Here is a 16522-nt window from a genome sequence, read left to right as displayed (position 1 = left end):
TCAGCTCAGTCTCCACCGCCCTGCTGACAGACACATCCAGAGATCGATAGACCCATGTCCATTCTCGTCGACAAGAACACCAAGATCATCGTCCAGGGCCTGACCGGCAAGACGGGCGGGTTCCATACGGAACAGGCGCTGGCCTACCACGGCACGCAGATGGTCGCGGGCGTGCACCCGACCAAGGGCGGCACGAACTGGACCGGCTCCAACGGCGAAAGCCTGCCGATCTACGCCTCGGTGGCCGAAGCGAAGGACGCGACAGGCGCGGACGCCAGCGTGATCTACGTTCCGCCGTCGGGCGCGGCGGCCGCGATCATCGAGGCGATCGATGCCGAAATCCCCTTCATCACCTGCATCACCGAAGGCATTCCCGTGCTGGACATGGTCAAGGTCAAGCGGCACCTGGAAGGCTCCAAGTCCCGCCTGCTGGGCCCCAACTGCCCCGGCATCTTGACGCCTGACGAATGCAAGATCGGCATCATGCCGGGCTCCATCTTCCAGAAGGGCTCGGTCGGCATCCTGTCGCGCTCCGGCACCCTGACCTATGAGGCGGTGTTCCAGACGACGAACGAGGGCCTGGGCCAGACGACGGCCGTCGGCATCGGCGGCGACCCGGTCAAGGGCACCGAGTTCATCGACGTGCTGGAGATGTTCCTGGCCGATCCCGAGACGACCTCGATCATCATGATCGGCGAGATCGGCGGCGGTGCCGAGGAAGAGGCCGCCCAGTTCCTGATCGACGAAGCGAAGAAGGGCCGCAAGAAGCCCATGGCCGGCTTCATCGCCGGTCGGACCGCACCCAAGGGCCGCACCATGGGCCACGCCGGGGCCGTCGTTTCAGGCGGCAAGGGCGATGCGGAGAGCAAGATCGCGGCCATGGAAGCCGCCGGCATCACCATGTCGCCCTCGCCGGCGCGTCTCGGCAAGACGCTGGTCGAGGTTCTGAAGGGCTGAAGATGTCCTTCTCCCCTTGCGGGAGAAGGTGCCCCGGAGGGGCGGATGAGGGGTATGCTGATGCATACCTGGTGAGGTGAGCAGGTGCTGACCGGACAGTCCGGGAGTCACCCCTCATCCGACCTCGCTTCGCTCGGCCACCTTCTCCCGCAAGGGGAGAAGGGCATTTTTCTCCCATTTCGCCCTCCTTCGGTCATGACCGATAAGGAAACAGCGCCTATATCAACCGCGCTGGCCTCACGCGGATGTGACCGCTGATGAACCCCGGGGCCGAAGTCGGGACGACGATACTATGGCGGACGATGCCGGTCGGCTGAATCAGGTCTTTGCCGAGACCAGCTTCCTGTACGGCTCCAACGCCGCCTTCATCGAGGAACTGCACGACAAGTGGGCGGCCGATCCGTCCAGCGTCTCGGCCGAATGGCGTGGCTTCTTCGACCAGCTGAGAGACTCGGCCGCGACCGTGCAGGCGTCGTCCGCCGCCGGAAGCTGGGGCCGGTCCCAGGCGACCGAACCGAGCGAAGAGACCGGCGTGTTCGACGGCCGCTGGCCTGCCGCCAAGCCTGACCCCAAGACGAAGTCGGCGCCCGCGTCTGCATCCCCCGCCGCGACCGGAGCCTCCGCCGAGGAGGTCCGCGCCGCCGCCCACGATTCCATCCGCGTCCTGATGCTGATCCGCAGCTACCGCGTGCGCGGGCACCTGCAGGCGACGCTGGACCCGCTGGGGATCGAGGCCGCCACCAATAACCCGGAGCTGACGCCTGAATTCTATGGCTTCACCGAAGCCGACATGGACCGGCCGATCTATCTGGACGGCGTGCTGGGCCTGCAGACCGGTACGATCCGCGAGGTCATGGCGATCCTGAAACGGACATACTGTGGCAATATCGGCATCCAGTTCATGCATATCGCCGAGCCGGACGAAAAGGCCTGGATCCAGCAGCGGTTCGAGGGGCCGGACGCCTTCGAGAAGAACGGTTTCACCCGGGAAGGCAAGATCGCCATCCTGAACAAGCTGATCGAGGCCGAGGGCTTCGAGCGGTTCCTGCACAAGCGCTTCCCGGGCACCAAACGGTTCGGCCTGGACGGCGGCGAGGCCATGGTCCCGGCGCTGGAGCAGATGATCAAGCGCGGCGGCGCGCTGGGCGTCGACGAGATCGTCATCGGCATGGCGCACCGGGGGCGTCTGAACACCCTGGCCGCCGTGATGGGCAAGCCCTATCGCGCCATCTTCCACGAGTTCCAGGGCGGCTCGACGGTCCCTTCCGACATCGAGGGATCGGGCGACGTCAAATACCACATGGGCGCGTCCTCGAACCGCGAGTTCGACGGCAACCACGTCCACCTGTCGCTGACCGCCAACCCGTCGCACCTGGAGATCGTCAACCCCGTCGTGCTGGGCAAGGCGCGGGCGAAACAGGCGTTCGACATCCGCGAGGCCAACGCCGGCCTGCCGGAAAGCCAGTGGGCGCTGGACCGGTCCAAGGTCATGCCGCTGCTGATCCATGGCGACGCGGCGTTCGCCGGCCAGGGGGTCGTGGCCGAATGCTTCGCCCTGATGGGTCTGAAGGGCTACCGTACCGGCGGGACGATGCATTTCGTCATCAACAACCAGATCGGCTTCACCACCAGCCCGCGGAACAGCCGGTCCAGCCCCTATCCGTCCGACGTGGCCCTGATGGTTCAGGCGCCGATCCTGCACGTCAACGGGGACGACCCGGAAAGCGTCGTCTTCGCCGCCAAGGTCGCCACCGAGTTCCGCCAGAAGTTCAAGAAGGACGTGGTGGTGGACATGTTCTGCTACCGCCGCTTCGGCCACAACGAGGGCGACGATCCGACCTTCACCCAGCCGGTGATGTATTCGAAAATCCGCAGCCTGCCCTCGACGCGCGAGATCTATTCGAAGCGTCTGGTCGAGGAAGGGGTGCTGACCCAGGCCGAAGTCGATGCCGAGATCAGCCGCTTCGAACAGTATCTGGACGAGCAGTTCGAGGCCGGCAAGACCTTCGTCGCCGACAAGGCCGACTGGCTGGACGGCCAGTGGAAAGGCGTGGGCCTGCCCGACGGCGAGGAGCGGCGCGGCGATACGGCGGTGCCGGAAGCCAAGCTGAAGGACCTCGGTCACCGGCTGACGACCATCCCGAACCAGGTCGACATCCACAAGACCCTGAGGCGCGTCGTCGAGGCGCGTCGCGCGACGATCGACAAGGGTGCGGACATCGACTGGGCGACGGCCGAGAGCCTGGCCTTCGCCTCACTACTCACCGAAGGCTTCCCGGTGCGCCTGTCGGGCCAGGATTCGGTGCGCGGCACCTTCAGCCAGCGTCACTCGGGCATCGTCGATCAGACCACGGAGGAACGCTATGTTCCCCTGAACAACCTGGGCGGCGACTACCAGCATTTCGAGGTCATCGATTCCGCCCTGTCGGAAGAGGCGGTGCTGGGCTTCGAATACGGTTATGCCCTCAGCGATCCCAACACCCTGGTGATGTGGGAGGCCCAGTTCGGCGACTTCGTGAACGGGGCCCAGGTGGTGATCGACCAGTTCATCTCCTCCGGCGAACGCAAGTGGCTGCGGATGTGCGGCCTGACCATGCTGCTGCCGCACGGCTACGAAGGTCAGGGTCCGGAACATTCCTCGGCCCGTCTGGAGCGGTTCCTGCAGCAATGCGCCGAGGACAATATGCAGGTCGCCAACTGCACCACCCCGGCCAACTATTTCCACATCCTGCGCCGCCAGATGCACCGGCCGTTCAGGAAGCCCCTGATCATCATGACGCCCAAGAGCCTGCTGCGGCACAAGAAGGCGGTCTCGACCCTCAAGGACATGGCCGAGGGTTCGTCCTTCCACCGCGTGCTGCACGACGACGCCCAGACGCGTCCCGAGGTGTCGGGCATCACTATCAAGGGCGACAAGGACATCCGTCGCGTCGTCCTGTGCTCGGGCAAGGTCTATTACGACCTGCTGGACGCGCGCGAGAAGAAGGGCGTCACCGACGTCTATCTGATGCGGCTGGAGCAGTTCTATCCGTGGCCGATCAAGTCGCTGTCGACCGAGCTCAGCCGCTTCCCCAACGCGGAGCTGGTCTGGTGCCAGGAAGAGCCCAAGAACATGGGCGGCTGGACCTTCGTCGATCCCTGGCTGGAGCTGACGCTGGACAAGCTGGACGTGAAGTCCAAACGCGCCCGCTATGTCGGACGGCCCGCCTCGGCCTCGACGGCCGCCGGCCTGATGAGCCGCCACCTCAAGGAACTCGAGGCCTTCACCTCCGAGGCCCTCGCCTGACCGCCCTCGCTTGATCTCTGCCGTCGGGTCCCTCCCGCCCGACGCCGTTATCGCCTATATGACCGCCACGCCCTGACGCTGACGAAACGACCGGAACCCTCCCCATGGCCGACATCCTGACCCCCACCCTCGGTGAATCCGTCTCCGAGGCGACCATCGCCAAATGGTCCAAGAAGGTCGGCGACGCGGTGAAGAAGGACGAGATGCTGGTCGAGCTGGAGACCGACAAGGTCTCGCTGGAGGTCGTCTCGCCGTCCGACGGGACGCTGGGCGCGATCAACTTCGCCGAGGGTGACACCGTGACCCCGGGCGCGATCCTGGGGGCCGTGACCGAAGGGGCCGCCGCCGCCAAACCGGCCGAGCCTGCACCTGCTCCGGCCACAGCACCCGCTCCGATACCGGCACCGGCTGCCGCGCCTTCGGGTGGTTCGGCCAACAGCGGATCGGCCGCTTTCAAGGCTCCGGCCGCCGACACCACCCTGTCGCCGTCGGTCCAGCGCATCGTGACTGAGAATAAGCTGGACGCCTCGGCCATCGCGCCGACGGGTCCCAAGGGCAACATCACCAAGGGCGACGCCCTGGCGGCCGCGGCCGCCCCGGCTCCGACCGCTGCCGCTCCGACGCCCGCCCCGGCTGTCGCCGTGGCGCCGCGCGCCGACCAGCCGCGCGAGGAGCGGGTCAAGATGACCCGGTTGCGCCAGACCATCGCGCGCCGGCTGAAGGAATCGCAGAACACCGCCGCCCAGCTGACCACCTTCAACGAGGTGGATATGACCACGGTCATGGCCCTGCGGACCCAGTACAAGGACGCCTTCGAAAAGGCGCATGGCGTGAAGCTGGGCTTCATGAGCTTCTTCACCCGCGCGGTCGTCCAGGCGCTGAAGGAGATCCCGGCCGTCAACGCCGAGATCGACGGCACCGACATCATCTACAAGAACCACTATGACATCGGCGTCGCCGTCGGCACCGAAAAGGGCCTGGTCGTGCCGGTGCTGCGCGACGCCGACACCCTGTCGCTGGCGGGCATCGAGAAGGGCATCGCGGCCCTGGGCAAGGCGGCGCGCGACGGCGACCTGACGCTGGACCAGCTGCAGGGCGGCACCTTCACCATCACCAACGGCGGCACCTACGGCTCGCTGATGTCCACGCCGATCCTGAACGCGCCCCAGTCGGGCATCCTGGGCATGCACAACATCGTCCAGCGCCCGATGGCCATGAACGGCCAGGTCGAGATCCGACCGATGATGTATCTGGCCCTCAGCTACGACCACCGCATCGTCGACGGCAAGGAGGCGGTGACCTTCCTGGTCCGGATCAAACAGCTGCTGGAAGACCCGGCGCGGGCCCTGCTGGACCTCTAGGTCAGGCTGGAAAGCACCGCGTCCGTATCCTGCCCCAGCGCGGGCGGCGCAGTGTCGTAGCGGGCGGGCGTCTGGGACATGCGGATCGGCGACGCGACGGTTCGCACCACAGCCGACAGGTCGGCGCGCGACTGCTCGACCTCCAATCCCCTATGCTTCGCCAGCGGTTCGTCGAAGACCTGGTCGATGGTGTTGACCGGGCCGCAGGGGACGCCGGCGGGTTCCAGCGTCGCCATCAGCTCGGCCATGGTCATCGCGCTGGTGATAGCCGAGAGCGCGGCGACCAGTTCAGCACGGTGCTCGATCCGGCCCGCGTTCGTGGCATAGCGGCCGTCGCCCGCCAGCGCCTCGGCACCGAGCACACCGCACAGCGTCCGGAACTGCCCGTCGTTGCCGACGGCGATGACGACCATACCGTCCGTGCACGGAAAGGGCTGATAGGGCACCAGGTTCGGATGGGCATTGCCCATGCGGGTCGGCGCGACGCCGGACACGAAATAGTTCGTCGCCTGATTGGCCAGCATGGCGGCCTGGACGTCGAACAGGGCGATGTCGATGTGCTGGCCCTGACCGGTCGCCCGGGCATGCAGCAGGGCGGCCAGGATGGCGTTGGAGGCATAGAGGCCGGTGGCCAGATCGACCACGGCGACCCCCACCTTCATTGGCTCGGCCCCCGGCGATCCGTCGGCCTGACCGGTGATGCTCATCAACCCGCCCATGGCCTGGATCATGTAGTCGTAGCCCGCCTGCTGGGCGCGCGGGCCGGTCTGGCCGAAGCCGGTGATGGAGCAATAGACCAGGCCCGGCCGATCCTTCGACAGGGCGGCATAGTCCAGACCGTATTTGGCCAGTCCGCCGACCTTGAAGTTTTCGACCACGACGTCGCAGGTGGCGGCCAGACGCCGGATCGTCTCGGCCCCTTCCGGGCTGGCCATGTCCAGTTCGACGGATTTCTTGCCCCGGTTGGCGCACATGAAGTAGGCGGCGTCGCCGCGCGAGCCGTCGGTCTTCGTCGTGAAGGGCGGGCCCCAGGCGCGGGTGTCGTCGCCGACACCGGGTCGTTCGACCTTGATGACCTCGGCTCCCAGGTCGGCCAGCAGCTGGGTCGCCCATGGCCCCGCCAGCACGCGCGACAGGTCCAGGATGCGGACACCCGCCAGGGCTTGAGTCTGCGTCACGCTCGCGCTCACAGGCCCGGATCGAAGGCACCGGCCTCGGCCATGCGCGTCTCGCGCGCGACCTCGGCGCGATAACCGAGGTCGTCGGCCATTCGTTTGATCTCGGTCGAGACCGTCGTCTTGTGCATGCCCGGCACCAGGGCATGAAGAAAGGCCGCGCCCGACAAACCCGCGAGCCGGAACCCGAAGCGCGAGGCGGCGGCCGCGTGGTGAAGATAGGTCTCGCCGACTTCGCGGGGGTGATCGACGAACAGGCGGGTCAGGGGCCGGATCATCCGGTCACCCTAGCGTGACGCAAGCCGTCCCTCTACCCCGCGCTCCATGGTCAGTCCTCGGGGGAGACGATCACGTCCGCATCGTCCTCGGACACCGCTTCGGCGGCCTGGTCCAGCGCGTACTGGGCGATCAGGCCATAGGTGACGATCTGTTCCGGATCGTTGGCGGCCCAGGCTCCGCTGGTGGCCATGACCGGCGCGGCGGCGAGGGCCCCCTGGACCTCCGGGTCGTTCATGGCGTCGGCGACCAGGGCCTCCACGTCGATATCGGCCAGGGCCTCCTGGGCGATCGTGCCGGCATGTCGGGTGATCTCGGCGGTGAAGGCCGAGACCTCCGGCGCGTATTCGGCCCAGATCGCCGCGATCCGCGTCTCGCGTTGATCGGCGCTCAATGCCTCGTCGGACGACACGGCCTCGGCGCGCTCGCCGAAGGCCTCCATGCGGGCCTCGAACGCCGAGGCGGCGGCCTCGATGGCGGCTTCGGACGCGCTTTGGGCATCGCCCGGCCTTTCCCCGGCCAGGGCGCTGGACAGCGGCAGCACGGCGAGGGCGGCGGCGAGGGAAAGGGCACGGATCATGGCGGCGGCTCCTCGGATGAGATGCCGCAACCTCCGCCCGTCGCCGCCCGGGCTCAAGTGAAATCGCGGTAAGGCGGCGCTACTGGGCGGCGGGCGGCGCGGCCGCCGTCGCCGCGCCTTGTTCGATCTGGCCGCGAACCTGATGCGTGATGCCTTGAATCTGGGGCAGGGCCGCCGCGACGCCGGCCCGCATCTGGGCGGCCTGATCGGGCGAAAGCGCACCCGCCTGGGTCTCGATGAAGGCTTGGAGATCGGTGATGAAGGCGTCGACTTCGGGCTGGTAGCGCGCCTCGATGGCGTCGAGGTCGGACGATCGCTTGGCCGTGTCGGTCCCCGCCGCCGTCACCGCGTCCTGCATTTCCTGCGCCATGGTCTGGATGCGACCGCTGAAGGCTTCGGATCGCGCCTCGAACGCCGCCTCCTCGGGCGAAGGCGGGGCTTCGGCCGGTGCAGCCTGAGCGGGCGCGGGCGCAGGCGCCGTCTGGGCGAGACCGGGGGTGGCCAGCATCAGGGCGGCGGCGACGGACAGAAAGCGGATCATGGAAAATCTCTGAGAAAGGGGTGGCGAAGCGTCCAACGGAATGCGCCGTGGCTCAAGCGCAAACTGCGGCTCAGCTTCGGCGATCGCGCTTGGCTAGCACGCGCAGGCGAAGGGCGTTCAGCTTGATGAAGCCGGCGGCGTCGTTGTGATCGTAGGCCTGAACGCCTTCCTCGAAGGTGACCAGATCCTGGTCGTAAAGGCTGTTGGCGCTCTCGCGGCCGATCACCGAGACATTGCCCTTGTACAGCTTGATGCGGACGGTCCCGGAGACCTTCTGCTGGCTGTGGTCGATGGCGGCCTGCAGCATCTCGCGCTCGGGCGCGAACCAGAAGCCGTTGTAGATCATCTGGGCGTATTTGACCGCCAGCTCGTCCTTGAGGTGCATGGCCCCACGATCCAGCGTGATGGACTCGATGCCCCGGTGAGCGGCCAGCAGGATGGTGCCGCCCGGCGTCTCATAGACCCCCCTCGACTTCATGCCGACGTAGCGGTTCTCGACCAGATCCAGACGGCCGACGCCGTTGTCGTGGCCGAGTTCATTGAGTTTCGTCAGCAGGGTCGCCGGCGACATGGCCACACCGTCGATGGCGACCGCGTCCCCCTTCTCGAAGGTCATGGTGAAGACGTGCGGCGTGTCCGGTGCATCCTCCGGGCTGATCGTGCGCTGGTGCACGAACTCGGGGGCCTCGAGCGCCGGGTCCTCCAGCACCTTGCCCTCGGACGAGGAGTGCAACAGGTTGGCGTCCACGCTGAACGGCGCCTCGCCGCGCTTGTCCTTGGCGATCGGGATCTGGTTCTTCTCGGCGAAGTCCAGCAGGGCCTCGCGGCTGCGGTATTCCCACTCGCGCCAGGGGGCGATGACGCGAATGTCGGGCTCCAGGGCGTAGTAGCCGAGTTCGAACCGGACCTGGTCGTTGCCCTTGCCGGTCGCGCCGTGACAGACGGCGTCGGCGCCGACCATGCGGGCGATCTCGATCTGGCGCTTGGCGATCAGCGGCCGGGCGATCGAGGTGCCCAGCAGATACTGGCCCTCGTACAGGGCGTTCGCGCGGAACATCGGGAAGACGAAGTCGCGCACGAACTCCTCGCGCAGGTCGTCGATGAAGATGTTCTCGGGCTTGATGCCCATCTTCAGGGCCTTCTCCCGCGCCGGGGCCAGTTCCTCGCCTTGGCCCAGGTCGGCGGTGAAGGTCACGACCTCGGCGTTGTACTCCGTCTGGAGCCACTTCAGGATGATCGATGTGTCCAGGCCGCCGGAATAGGCCAGCACGACCTTCTTGACGGGCTTTTCGGAGGCCTTGGCCATGACGGGATCCTTGAAAGAACGATGCGAGGCGGGGATTGGCGGCGCTTAAAGGGCCTCGCGACCCACGATGCAAGGGCGCGATTGTGGCCGGGTCCGGTGGCGGCGGGCACGGCGGACACTATCTGACGGATACAGCCACCGGATGCCGCCGTGACCCATACCCCGTCATTTCCCGCCGAAAACGACGACGCGCCTGTGGAAGCGACGCCGCGCGTCCTGTCCGACGCCGCCCGGCGGGCCTTGGCTGAGGCCGCAGAACGCCGCGCAACGGCCGAGGCACTGGCGCTGGCCGTTGAACATGGCGGCCGCGACGGGCCGGAACCTACCCGATATGGCGACTGGGAGAAAAAAGGGCTGGCGATCGACTTTTAAGCCCTTGCCCCTTCTTCATGGGAGAAGGGCTATTCTGAACGCCCGCGTCAGCCCAGCCGGCCCGTCCGCTCGATCTCGACCGGCCCGGTCATCAGGACGTGGCCCGTGACCTCGTCCCAGTCGATCTGCAGTTCGCCGCCATCGACGACCACCGTCGCGCTGCGTCCCGTCAGGCCGCGTCGCGAAGCCGCCACCAGAGCCGCGCACGCCCCGGTTCCGCAGGCTTTCGTCAGTCCCGCGCCGCGCTCCCAGACCCGCAGGCGGATGCGGTCCGCCGCCAGCACATGGGCGAAGCCGACGTTCACGCCTTGAGGAAACAGCGGGTGGTGCTCGATCATCGACCCCGCGCCGGTCACGAACACGTCGTCCAGCCGGTCCGTGACGAAGACCACGTGGGGGTTGCCCATGCTGACGGCCCCGGGCGTATGGATGACCGGATCGTCGATCGGGCCGATCTGAAGCTCGATGCCGCGCGTGTCCATCGCCTCGGCGAGGGGAATTTCAGTCCAGTCCAGCCGGGGCGTGCCCATGTCCACGGTGACCCTCTCCGGCCCGGCACGCCGCGCGATCGTGGGGCCGCCCAGAGTGTCGATGGTCGCGCTGTCGGTGCCGTTGGCCTGCATCAGCATCCAGCCGACGCAGCGCAGGGCATTGCCGCAGGTCTCGACCACACCGCCGTCCGCGTTCCACACCCGCATGAAGGCGTCGGCCCGGTCGGACGGTTCGATGGCGATCAACTGGTCGAAGCCTTCGCCCGTCTGCCGGTTCGCCAGCGCCCGCACCCGATCCCCGTCCGGGGTGAACGGGGTCTCCAGCGCGTTGACGACGACGAAGTCGTTGCCGGCGCCGTTCATCTTCACGAAGGGGGTAGAGGCCTGCATGGGCCGCATATAGGCACGCTCACGGTTCGCGCCCAAGCCATCGACGACGCAACGCCCCGGCCGCCCGCCCGTTAGCTGAATCTTCCCCAACAGAGAACGAGGCCTTTTCCTATGAACCTTCCCAAGGACGCGATGGTGGCCGTGGTCGACGGCGAGAAGGTGGCTCTGTTCAAGAACACCGGCGGCCAGGACGTCGCCCTGACGGCCCAGCCCAACCCCTCGATCGAAGAGCGCGTCGTCGGCGCACCGGGTCGCGCCTCCAGCGGAGCCAATCCCGACAACGATACCCAGGCCGAAGACGGCTTCGCCATGGGCGTCGCCGAGGTGCTGAACAAACGGGCAATCGCCGGCAAGTTCGATCACCTGTTGGTCATCGCCGCGCCCAAGACCCTGGGTGAGCTGCGCAAGCACTGGCACAAGGAACTCTCGGCCAAGCTGGTCGGCGAGATCGCCAAGGACCTGACCGGCCATTCGACCGATCAGATCGCCGCCGCGATCCAGAAGGCTTGAGGCGTTGGGGCGACCCGCCCGCGTGACGCGGGTCGCCCCGCCCGCTAAGCCTCGGCCATGACGTCGCCGCCCCGCCAAAGCCGCCACCACAGCCTGAAGGCGCGACTGCGTTATCTCTATCATGGCGAGACGATCACTGCGGTCCGGTTCCGGCTGGCGGTGATCGTGATCGACCTGGTCATCATCGCCTTCTTCGTCGCGGCACCGGTCCTGCGCGACATGGGGCGGACCTTCTATGTCATCGACTATGCCATCGCAGCCTTGCTGGTGGTCGACCTGGCGGCTCGCATCACCGCCTATTCGGACTGGAAAGACTGGTTCAAGCGGCCGATCAACTGGATCGACCTTCTGGTGCTGGCCACGCTTCTGATCCCGGCCTGGGCCTTCAATCTGGGCTTTCTGAGAATCCTGCGGCTGTGGACTCTGCTGAACTCCGACCTGTTCTGGCGCACCATAGGCCGACGCTTCGACGACACCCGGGTCGAGGAGGTCACGCGTGCGGTCGCGGCGCTGGTCACCTTCGTCTTCATCGTCACCGGCTTTGTCTATTCGACCTTCCGGGGCCGGCACGAGGGGATCACCGGCTACGTCGACGCACTCTATTTCACCGTCGCGACCCTGACGACGACGGGGTTCGGCGACATCACCCTGCCCGGCGTCTGGGGGCGGTTGCTGTCGATCTCCGTCATGCTGGTGGGGATCACCCTGTTCGTCCGGCTGGGCCAGACCCTGCTGAAGCCGAGGAAGGTGCACTTCCCCTGCCCGACCTGCGGGCTGCAGAAACACGACCCCGATGCCGTCCACTGCAAGGCCTGCGGCACGACCCTGTGCATCCCCAACCACGAATAGCCGCACCGCGCCGCCTTGCCGCGCAGGCCCCTGCCGCTAAGGTGCGCCATCCTCAACGGAGCGCCCCGCATGCGTCGATCGTCCGGCATCCTGCTCGCCGCCCTCATGCCCCTCCTGTCCTTCGCATCGAGCACCATGGCCCAGACTCCTCCGCCCAATCCTCCGCTCGCGCCCGGAGCCTTCGCCACCTCGGACGAGACCGACCCCTATCTGTGGCTGGAAGAGGTCGACGGCGAGCGCGCCATGGCCTGGGTGAACGAACACAATACCCGGTCGCTGGGCGTGCTCCAGGGCGACCCGCGCTACGAGGGCCTGCACGACCAGGCCCTGGCCCTGGTCCAGGCCCGCGACCGCATCCCGGCGCCCGGCTTCACTCACGCGGGTATGATCGACAACTTCTGGCAGGACGCCGACCACGTGCGCGGCCTCTGGCGGCGCACGACGCTGGACAGCTACCGCACGGATGCGCCCGAGTGGCAGACCATCCTCGACATCGACGCCCTGTCGGCGGCCGAGGGCAAGAACTGGGTCTACAAGGGCTCCAGCTGCCTGCCCCCCGACGAACGGCTGTGCCTGATTTCCCTGTCCGACGGCGGCAAGGACGCGGTCGTCGTCCGCGAGTTCGATTCCGAGACCCGCGCCTTCGTCGACGGCGGCTTCGAACTGGCCGAATCCAAGGGTGGCGCGTCCTGGGTCGATGCCGACACCCTGCTGATCTCGCGCGACTTCGGTCCCGGCACCCTGACGACCTCGGGCTATCCGATGATCGTCAAGCGACTGAGGCGCGGTCAGACGATCGATCAGGCCGAAACCGTCTTCACCGGCCAGCCGTCGGACGTGTCCGTCAGCGGCTACACCCTGCGCGATGCCGACGGCACGGTCCAGGTCGTCCTGATCAATCGCGGCGTCAGCTTCTATGAGGGCGAGACCCATCGCCTGAACGCGGACGGCACCACCACCCAGCTGGCCCTGCCCGCCAAGTCCGACATCGACGCCCTGGTCCAGGGCCAGCTGGTCGTGACGATCAAGCAGGACTGGACGGCCCCGTCCGGCCAGAGCTTCCAGACCGGCGACGTGGTGGCCTGGCCGCTGACCGATTGGCTGACCGACCCGATGACCCAGGCCCGGCTCATCATCCGCCCCGGACCGCGAGAGGCGGTGGAGGCCATCACCGCCACCCGCAACCACCTGATCGTCGGCCTGTTCGAGAACGTGCGCGGCGCGGCCTATGTCTACACACCCAACCCCGGCGGCGACTGGGCCCGCAGCCGTCTCGATCTGCCGCAGAACGCCACCATCGGCCTGGGATCGGCGTCGGAGATCGACGACCGGGTCTTCGTGAACGTCTCCGGCTATCTGACGCCCCAGAGCCTGTATCTGGCCGACGCGGCCAGCGGCGATGTCGCCCCCGTCAAGGCCCTGCCCGCCAAGTTCGACGCGGCCGGCATGACGGTGGATCAGTTCGAAGCCGCTTCAGCGGATGGCACGATGATCCCCTATTTCGTCGTCCACAAAACCGATATCGCCACGGACGGATCGAACCCCACGCTGCTCTACGGCTACGGCGGCTTCCAGAGCTCGCTGCTGCCCGGCTATTCGCCGACCGTCGGCAAGCTGTGGCTGGAGCGCGGCGGCGTCTATGTCGTGGCCAACACGCGCGGCGGCGGCGAGTTCGGTCCCAACTGGCATGACGCGGCCCTGCAGGAGAACCGCCAGCGGGCGCACGAGGATTTCCAGGCCGTAGCGCTCGACCTGATCGCCCGCAACATCACCTCCCAGCCTCGCCTCGGCATCATGGGCGGGTCGCAGGGCGGGCTGTTCATGGGGGCCATGCTGACCCAGCGCCCGGACCTGATCAACGCGGCGGTCATCCAGGTGCCCCTGTTCGACATGCTGCGCTTCCACCGCCTGCTGGCGGGCGCCAGCTGGATCGCCGAATACGGCAACCCGGACATCCCGGCCGAGCGCGCCTGGATCCAGGCCTATTCGCCCTACCAGAACCTGCGGGCGGGCCAGCCCTATCCGGAGGTCTTCATCCACACCTCGACCAAGGACGACCGCGTCCACCCGGGCCATGCCCGGAAGGCGGCCGCGCGTCTGGAAGAGCTGGGCTATCCGGTCCTGTTCTACGAGAACACCGACGGCGGCCACGCGGCGGGGGCGAACCTGCAGGAAACCGCCCGCCGGATCGCCCTGGAATACACCTATCTGACCCGCCGGCTGATGGATCAGCCGGCCCAGGAGTAGACGACCATGTTTCGTATGATGCTGCTTGGCTCCGCGGTTCTGGCCATCTCCGCCCCCGCCGTCGCCCAGACCCCCCCGCCCCATTTCCCAGCCGACCTGTCCCCCGCCGGCGTCCGCGCCGCCGACGACCATCTGGCGCTGGAGGAGGTCGAGGGCACCGAGGCCATGGCCTTCGTGCGGGCCGAGAACGAACGGTCCCTCGCGGTCCTGACGGGCGATCCGCGCTACGAGACCTTCCGGTCCGAGGCGTTCGACATCCTGTCGTCCACGGCCCGCATCCCCGGCCCGTCCTTTCTGGGCGAGGGCATCGGCAACTTCTGGCAGGACGCGGCCAACCCCAAAGGCCTATGGCGGCGGACGTCGCTGGACAGCTACCGCACCGAGAGGCCGGTCTGGGAGACGCTGATCGACATCGACGCCCTGTCGCGCGCCGAGGGCAAGGACTGGGTCTGGAAGGGCGCGAACTGCCTGGCGCCGGACGAAACGCGCTGCCTGATCTCCCTGTCCGAGGGCGGCAAGGACGCGGTGGTCGTGCGCGAGTTCGACACGACGACCAAGACCTTCGTCGACGGCGGCTTCGTCCTGCCCGAGGGCAAGCACCGGCTCAGCTGGCTGGACCGCGACACCCTGCTGATCGCCACCGATTTCGGCCCCGGAACCCTGACCGAGAGCGGCTATCCCTACATCGTCAAATCCCTGGCGCGCGGCCAGGCCCTGGCCGAGGCGACCGAGGTCTATCGCGGCGAACAGGGCGATGGCGGGTATGGCGTCAGTCCGGCCGTCTATCGCGACAAGGACGGGGTCGTGGAAGCGGTCCTGTTCAGTCGGCCGCTGGACACCTTCCGGGCCCAGACCTGGCAGTGGGTCGACGGCCGCGCCATGCGCCTCGCCCTACCCGAACGCGTGGCCGTACAGGGCACGATGGGCAGCCGACTGGTCTTCTCGCTGGAGGAGCCCTGGACGGTCGGCAGCGGTTCGCTGGCCTCCGGCGATCTGGTGATCGCTTCGCTGACGATGCTGCAACAGGCCGACCCCGTGGTCAGCGACAACGACCCTCAGGTCATCTTCCGTCCGGGTCCGCGTCAGTCCCTGCAGGACGTCGCCGTCATGTCCGACCGCATCGTCGCCGTGGTGTCGGACAACGTCGTCGGAACGTTGAAGACATTCGCGCCCGAGACGACGGCGCGGGCTCACGTCACATGGCGGACGAACGACATCGCCGTGCCCGCCAACAGCGCGGTGGCGCTCGGGGACAGTTCGCGCTCGCGCGGCGAGGTATTCGTGTCGAGCCAGGGCTTCCTGACCCCGCCGACGCTGAGCCTGGCGAACGTGGCGAGCGGCGATCTGGCTCAGGTCAAACAGGCTCCCGCCCAGTTCGATGCCTCGACCCACGTCGTCGAACAGTTCGAGGCCGCGTCCAGCGACGGCACCATGATCCCCTATTTCGTCGTCCGGCCGAAGGACGCGCCGACCGACGGCTCCACCCCGACCGTCATGTTCGGCTACGGCGGTTTCCAGGTCAGCTATCCGCCCGCCTACAAGCCGGAGCTGGGCAAGCTGTGGCTGGAGAACGGCGGGGCCTATGTCGTCGCCAACATCCGGGGCGGGGGCGAGTTCGGACCCGAATGGCACCAGGCCGCCCTGCGTGAAAACCGCCAGAGGGCCTTCGACGACTTCGCCGCCGTGGCCCGCGATCTGTCGGCGCGCGGCATCGCCTCGGCCCGGCATCTGGGCATCTACGGCCGATCCAACGGCGGCGTCCTGACCAGTGTCTCGATCACCCAGCACCCGGAGCTGTTCAATGCGGCGGTGATCGAAAGCCCCCTGATCGACATGCTGCGCTATCAGGACCTGCCGGCGGGCGCGTCCTGGATCGGCGAATACGGTGACCCGCGCATCCCTGGCGACGCGGCCTTCATCGCCCGCTATTCGGCCTATCAGCAGCTGCGGCCCGAGGTGGACTATCCCCGCGTCTACATCACCACCAACACCCGCGACGACCGGGTCCACCCGGGTCATGCGCGCAAGTTCGCCGCGCGGCTGGCCGACCAGGGCCACGACCATCTCTATTATGAGGAGACCAGTGGCGGTCACTCCAACGACGCCGACCCGGTCGCCAACGCCCGTCGCTGGGCCCGGCACTATGTCTATCTGAGCCAGCAGCTGATGGACTGAGGTTCA

The 16522-nt window shown here is 67.4% G+C and carries 14 protein-coding genes; 8 read left to right on the top strand and 6 right to left on the bottom strand.

All coding sequences use genetic code 11. From position 1 onward, the window contains the following. Positions 1 to 54 precede the first annotated feature (54 nt). The 3 genes from sucD (at position 55) to odhB (ending at position 5604) form a co-directional block, all read left to right on the top strand. Complete coding sequence (sucD, locus tag AC1DW4_RS06800; RefSeq protein ID WP_477016493.1) at positions 55 to 957, top strand: succinate--CoA ligase subunit alpha; 903 nt, start codon at positions 55 to 57, stop codon at positions 955 to 957. Positions 958 to 1249: 292 nt separating this feature from the next. Then, the gene (locus tag AC1DW4_RS06795) at positions 1250 to 4243 is read left to right on the top strand and encodes a 2-oxoglutarate dehydrogenase E1 component (protein WP_477016492.1); all 2994 of its coding nucleotides are present in this window, start codon (positions 1250 to 1252) and stop codon (positions 4241 to 4243) included. Between the two features lie 104 nt (positions 4244 to 4347). Beyond that, complete coding sequence (odhB, locus tag AC1DW4_RS06790) at positions 4348 to 5604, top strand: 2-oxoglutarate dehydrogenase complex dihydrolipoyllysine-residue succinyltransferase (protein WP_477016491.1); 1257 nt, start codon at positions 4348 to 4350, stop codon at positions 5602 to 5604. Here the strand turns inward: odhB and AC1DW4_RS06785 are convergent. The 5 genes from AC1DW4_RS06785 to AC1DW4_RS06765 all read right to left on the bottom strand — a co-directional run bounded on the left by AC1DW4_RS06785 (position 5601) and on the right by AC1DW4_RS06765 (position 9482). Beyond that, positions 5601 to 6782, bottom strand: a complete 1182-nt coding sequence (locus AC1DW4_RS06785; protein ID WP_477016490.1) for a CaiB/BaiF CoA transferase family protein — start codon at positions 6780 to 6782, stop codon at positions 5601 to 5603. The genes odhB and AC1DW4_RS06785 overlap by 4 nt on opposite strands. 8 nt (positions 6783 to 6790) lie before the next feature. Next, positions 6791 to 7057, bottom strand: a complete 267-nt coding sequence (locus AC1DW4_RS06780; protein WP_477016489.1) for a DUF6356 family protein — start codon at positions 7055 to 7057, stop codon at positions 6791 to 6793. 50 nt (positions 7058 to 7107) lie between these two features. Further along, positions 7108 to 7635: a hypothetical protein gene (locus AC1DW4_RS06775; RefSeq protein WP_477016488.1), complete on the bottom strand. Its 528-nt coding sequence runs from the start codon at positions 7633 to 7635 to the stop codon at positions 7108 to 7110. A gap of 79 nt (positions 7636 to 7714) precedes the next feature. Next, complete coding sequence (locus tag AC1DW4_RS06770) at positions 7715 to 8176, bottom strand: hypothetical protein (RefSeq protein WP_477016487.1); 462 nt, start codon at positions 8174 to 8176, stop codon at positions 7715 to 7717. Positions 8177 to 8246: 70 nt separating this feature from the next. After that, a complete protein-coding gene (locus AC1DW4_RS06765) occupies positions 8247 to 9482 on the bottom strand; it encodes an argininosuccinate synthase (RefSeq protein WP_477016486.1) in 1236 nt (411 codons plus the stop codon). A 150-nt stretch (positions 9483 to 9632) separates the two neighbouring features. On the opposite strand from AC1DW4_RS06765, the gene AC1DW4_RS06760 reads away from it, so the two are divergent. After that, positions 9633 to 9854: a DUF1674 domain-containing protein gene (locus tag AC1DW4_RS06760; protein WP_477016485.1), complete on the top strand. Its 222-nt coding sequence runs from the start codon at positions 9633 to 9635 to the stop codon at positions 9852 to 9854. A gap of 47 nt (positions 9855 to 9901) precedes the next feature. On the opposite strand, the gene dapF is transcribed toward AC1DW4_RS06760, so the two are convergent. Continuing rightward, positions 9902 to 10735: a diaminopimelate epimerase gene (gene dapF, locus AC1DW4_RS06755; RefSeq protein ID WP_477016484.1), complete on the bottom strand. Its 834-nt coding sequence runs from the start codon at positions 10733 to 10735 to the stop codon at positions 9902 to 9904. A gap of 111 nt (positions 10736 to 10846) precedes the next feature. Between dapF and AC1DW4_RS06750 the strand changes: the two genes are divergently transcribed. The 4 genes from AC1DW4_RS06750 (at position 10847) to AC1DW4_RS06735 (ending at position 16516) form a co-directional block, all read left to right on the top strand. After that, positions 10847 to 11245, top strand: coding sequence for a host attachment family protein (locus AC1DW4_RS06750; RefSeq protein ID WP_477016483.1), 399 nt, complete (start codon positions 10847 to 10849; stop codon positions 11243 to 11245). 57 nt (positions 11246 to 11302) lie between these two features. Beyond that, entirely contained in the window at positions 11303 to 12094 is a 792-nt protein-coding gene (locus AC1DW4_RS06745; protein ID WP_477016482.1) for a potassium channel family protein, read from the top strand. Positions 12095 to 12163: 69 nt separating this feature from the next. Then, positions 12164 to 14341, top strand: coding sequence for a prolyl oligopeptidase family serine peptidase (locus AC1DW4_RS06740; protein WP_477016481.1), 2178 nt, complete (start codon positions 12164 to 12166; stop codon positions 14339 to 14341). Positions 14342 to 14347: 6 nt separating this feature from the next. Further along, positions 14348 to 16516, top strand: a complete 2169-nt coding sequence (locus tag AC1DW4_RS06735; protein WP_477016480.1) for a prolyl oligopeptidase family serine peptidase — start codon at positions 14348 to 14350, stop codon at positions 16514 to 16516. The last annotated feature ends 6 nt before the right edge of the window (positions 16517 to 16522 follow it).

The sequence above is a fragment of the Brevundimonas sp. P2_A6 genome (assembly GCF_056404975.1).
Note: the sequence above shows the minus strand (reverse complement) of the source record. Positions and strands in the feature narration are given on the sequence as shown.

What these genes read in the sequence shown, in the direction of transcription:
- AC1DW4_RS06770 (WP_477016487.1), bottom strand. Translation starts at nt 8,176, where the DNA reads ATGATCCGCTTTCTGTCCGTCGCCGCCGCCCTGATGCTGGCCACCCCC.
- dapF (WP_477016484.1), bottom strand. Translation starts at nt 10,735, where the DNA reads ATGCAGGCCTCTACCCCCTTCGTGAAGATGAACGGCGCCGGCAACGAC.
- AC1DW4_RS06775 (WP_477016488.1), bottom strand. Translation starts at nt 7,635, where the DNA reads ATGATCCGTGCCCTTTCCCTCGCCGCCGCCCTCGCCGTGCTGCCGCTG.
- AC1DW4_RS06740 (WP_477016481.1), top strand. Translation starts at nt 12,164, where the DNA reads ATGCGTCGATCGTCCGGCATCCTGCTCGCCGCCCTCATGCCCCTCCTG.
- AC1DW4_RS06750 (WP_477016483.1), top strand. Translation starts at nt 10,847, where the DNA reads ATGAACCTTCCCAAGGACGCGATGGTGGCCGTGGTCGACGGCGAGAAG.
- sucD (WP_477016493.1), top strand. Translation starts at nt 55, where the DNA reads ATGTCCATTCTCGTCGACAAGAACACCAAGATCATCGTCCAGGGCCTG.
- AC1DW4_RS06765 (WP_477016486.1), bottom strand. Translation starts at nt 9,482, where the DNA reads ATGGCCAAGGCCTCCGAAAAGCCCGTCAAGAAGGTCGTGCTGGCCTAT.
- AC1DW4_RS06795 (WP_477016492.1), top strand. Translation starts at nt 1,250, where the DNA reads ATGGCGGACGATGCCGGTCGGCTGAATCAGGTCTTTGCCGAGACCAGC.
- AC1DW4_RS06735 (WP_477016480.1), top strand. Translation starts at nt 14,348, where the DNA reads ATGTTTCGTATGATGCTGCTTGGCTCCGCGGTTCTGGCCATCTCCGCC.
- AC1DW4_RS06780 (WP_477016489.1), bottom strand. Translation starts at nt 7,057, where the DNA reads ATGATCCGGCCCCTGACCCGCCTGTTCGTCGATCACCCCCGCGAAGTC.
- AC1DW4_RS06745 (WP_477016482.1), top strand. Translation starts at nt 11,303, where the DNA reads ATGACGTCGCCGCCCCGCCAAAGCCGCCACCACAGCCTGAAGGCGCGA.
- odhB (WP_477016491.1), top strand. Translation starts at nt 4,348, where the DNA reads ATGGCCGACATCCTGACCCCCACCCTCGGTGAATCCGTCTCCGAGGCG.